3 protein-coding genes are annotated in these 3301 nt (G+C 31.6%); all 3 read right to left on the bottom strand.

Translation table 11 applies throughout. The features are described from left to right. Positions 1-195: 195 nt before the first annotated feature. Positions 196-627, bottom strand: coding sequence for a response regulator (locus B0E44_RS00220; RefSeq protein ID WP_077370192.1), 432 nt, complete (start codon positions 625-627; stop codon positions 196-198). Positions 628-668: 41 nt separating this feature from the next. Continuing rightward, a complete protein-coding gene (locus tag B0E44_RS00215; protein ID WP_077370191.1) occupies positions 669-3080 on the bottom strand; it encodes an MASE1 domain-containing protein in 2412 nt (803 codons plus the stop codon). A 26-nt stretch (positions 3081-3106) separates the two neighbouring features. Further along, a partial coding sequence (locus B0E44_RS18930) for a hypothetical protein (protein ID WP_217341280.1) occupies positions 3107-3301 on the bottom strand: 195 nt, incomplete at its 5' end.

Raw genomic sequence — 3301 nt, 5'->3', positions numbered from 1 at the left:
AAGTTTAAATAATCGATAAAATGATTTGTTTTCCCGATTATCTGATAAATATATGAAAATTTTAACAAAAGACAATAAAAATATTTTTTTTGTTAAAAAAAATATCTTAGTGTGATAATTAACGACTTTATTGATTATTTTATTTCTACTAACAGTTTATCGAGGACTAGTGAATTGGATAATCGTAGGACAAGACTACGATAGGTATCCTGGGAAATAGGTGTTCATAATCGAAACAAGTGCCTCCATGGTAAGAATCTTGGTATGAAAGCCTGAAATTACAGGTAGATTTGAAGCTTTTTCCTTGTCATCAGGATTTAGTGAACTGGTGAGCATTATAATAATAATTTTTTCTTTTTGATTTTCGTCCAATTTTGAAAAGGCTTCGGCAAATTCCCAACCATCCATTACGGGCATATTGATGTCCAAGAAAATTAGCATAGGTTTGGGAAAGACACCGTCTGATCTTTCATATTTTCCGGTGTTAGTCAGATATTCTAATGCTTGACGGCCATTCAAAACGGTTTCTATATGATCTGTAATTCCGGCTTTTTTGATTAGCATTTTACTGATGAAATTTGTAGCGACATCGTCATCGACTAGCAAAACAGAATTTAATTTTTTCATATGCAACTATTATTTGTTTTTTGAGGAATAGGATTTCGTTTTTATTTTGGAAGAGTAAAATAAACTATTGTGCCTTGACCAAATGTGGATTCAACCCAAATAGTGCCTCCATGAAGAGCTACAATTTTTTTGCAAATAGCAAGACCTATCCCTATTCCGGAATATTCATCCCGATTATTTAGACGTTTGAAAATAATAAAAACCTTTTCTTTATTGTGATCTTCTATCCCTATTCCATTATCTTCTACGGCAAACAGCCAATTATCTTCATCTTGTTTTGCAGTGATATTAATAATTAAAGGAGTTTCTTTCTTCTTGAATTTTATTGCATTTTCTATCAAATTTTGGAATAGCTGAATTAATTCTATAGAATATCCTTGAATTTTGGGTAAATCTCCAATGATGATTTGCGTTTCTGTTTTTTGAATATTATCCGTTAAAATTGAAATAGCATCATTTACAATTTCATTACTGTCAACGTCTTTTATCTCAATTTGGCTACCTATTCTGGAATAATCCAATAATCCTTTGATTAGTTTTTGCATTCTGTCAGAAGACTCCAAAATAAAATCAAGATATTGATTAATGTTTTCATTTGCATCTTTTGGAAAATCTGCTTTGATGAGCTCTGAAAAGCATTTTAGCGTAATTAAAGGTTCTTGTAAATCATGGGAAGTGATGTAGGCAAATTGTTCTAGTTCTTTGTTCTGAATTTGTAATTTTTGGTTTTGTTTTGCAATTTCTTTTTCATCCTTCTTTCTTTGTGTGATGTCTTGTACAATGGTGTCAATGTGATGTGGACTCCCATTTTTGTCAAAAATCATTTTGGCATTAAGGGAAACGCAAATTATTTTTCCTGATTTTGTTTTGATCAATTTTTCAAAATCTTTCAAAATAAATTTTTCTTGTATAAGTTTAATGACAGCATCTGGTTCCTCTTCATCAGTTTGTAGAACATTTGTTGGTTTTCCGATTAGTTCTTCTGAACTATAACCTGTTATATCTTTGACAGATGGACTTATGTTCCAAAAAATGCCATTTGGATCGGTTTGAATAATTACATCCTGGATGTTTTCAAATATGTTTCGGTATTTTTCTTCACTTTTCTTCAAAGCTTCTTCCGCTTTTATCTTTTTCGAGATATTGGTTGAAATCACCGTGGCTCCAATGATTTCATCGTTCTGGTTTAAGATAGGGCTAGTCCTGAATTCCCAATAACTGTTGTTGAATTCAAAATGTCTTACTGTAGTGATATTTTGCCCCAAAAAAACTTTGTTTAGTACCGCCATGGAATCACCAAGATCACCTTTGTTGGTTATGCAATCCTGTAATTTCATCCCCAAGTAAATGTCTATGCCGTACATGATTTTCATGTTAAGGCTGTGCTGACTGTTAAAACATAAATACTCAAAATTCCGGCCTATGGAGTAAATACTTACTCCTTTGGGGCTTTCAAGAGTAGATTCAAGCAAAATTTGGTTTTCACGAAGATTTTTTTCGCTTGTTTTAATTAAATCTTCCGCTTTTTTTCGTTCAGAGGAAATTCCTGCTAAAAAAAGACTGCAAATGGTTATTACACTCAAGAATAAGTCTAAAAACAAAATAGAATCGTTAATATTTTTTTCATTAAATGGGCCAATTCCTTGAGCTGTAGTTATAATGGCAAACAATGCTATTATAATGATTGAGAGTGTTGTGATTTGTATTCCAAAACGATAGGCAGACCAGAACAACAAGGGCAAAATGAGGTATTTCAAGTCATTATGTTGAAAAAACACACTTAGACACAATAAAATGGTTGCCAAGCCATAGAGTGTTAATTCGAAAAATTTAAAATTATTTTTATTGAAAGAATCTTTTAAAAACCAGGATAGCATAAAAGGAGTAATTAAAATTATGCCAATTGAGTCACCGAGCCACCACGTTTTGTAAGTGTACCAAAATTGTTCTGCAGAAATTGAGCCGTGATATGTCAAACTGATTACTCCAACCAAGGAAGTAATTGTCGAATAAGAAATTGTGCCTAAAATAAGTAATATCAATACGTTTTGTCCATTGCTCAATGGGTGCTCTTTTTTGCACAAACGGGTAACGATATTTGTCCCTGTAATTGTTGCTATTACGGTGCCAAAAGAAATAAATAGGCCTATTGGAAGGAGAGACAGGAGATGTTCTTTATGCAAATTTGCAATTTCTATATCAAGGAATATATTTGAATAAAAGGAGCCAATCCAAATGCCGATCAATGCTTTGCGTCCCAAAATTAATACTGAAGCAAAAGCAAATCCCGCACCAAGATATATTGGGCTAACGGTTCCGGGATCAATAGTTATTAAAAAGCTTATCTTGGCAAGTAATATATATAATGTGGTAACCACAAGAACCACAATTGGAGTTGTTGTTAATTTTGAAGGTATTGAATATGAGTAGTTTAGTGAATTGACTGATTTCATTATATTGTTGGTTCTATTAATGACAACTATTCAAAATTAATAAGATTTATCGGAACGCATTGATAATGAGGGTAATTATTTTCTAAAAAAATAATCAATATTTCTAAAATGTAAGCTTGTTGATATAAATTTTTATAAAACAGCAATGTTTTTTTTTCAATGTCTTCGTAGTGAATTATACCTGTTTTGCAACTCAATAAAGAATTGTTGTTGTATAAATT

The organism is Flavobacterium sp. A45 (genome assembly GCF_002001005.1).
Classification (GTDB): domain Bacteria; phylum Bacteroidota; class Bacteroidia; order Flavobacteriales; family Flavobacteriaceae; genus Flavobacterium.
This window is presented reverse-complemented; position numbering and strand designations above follow the sequence as displayed.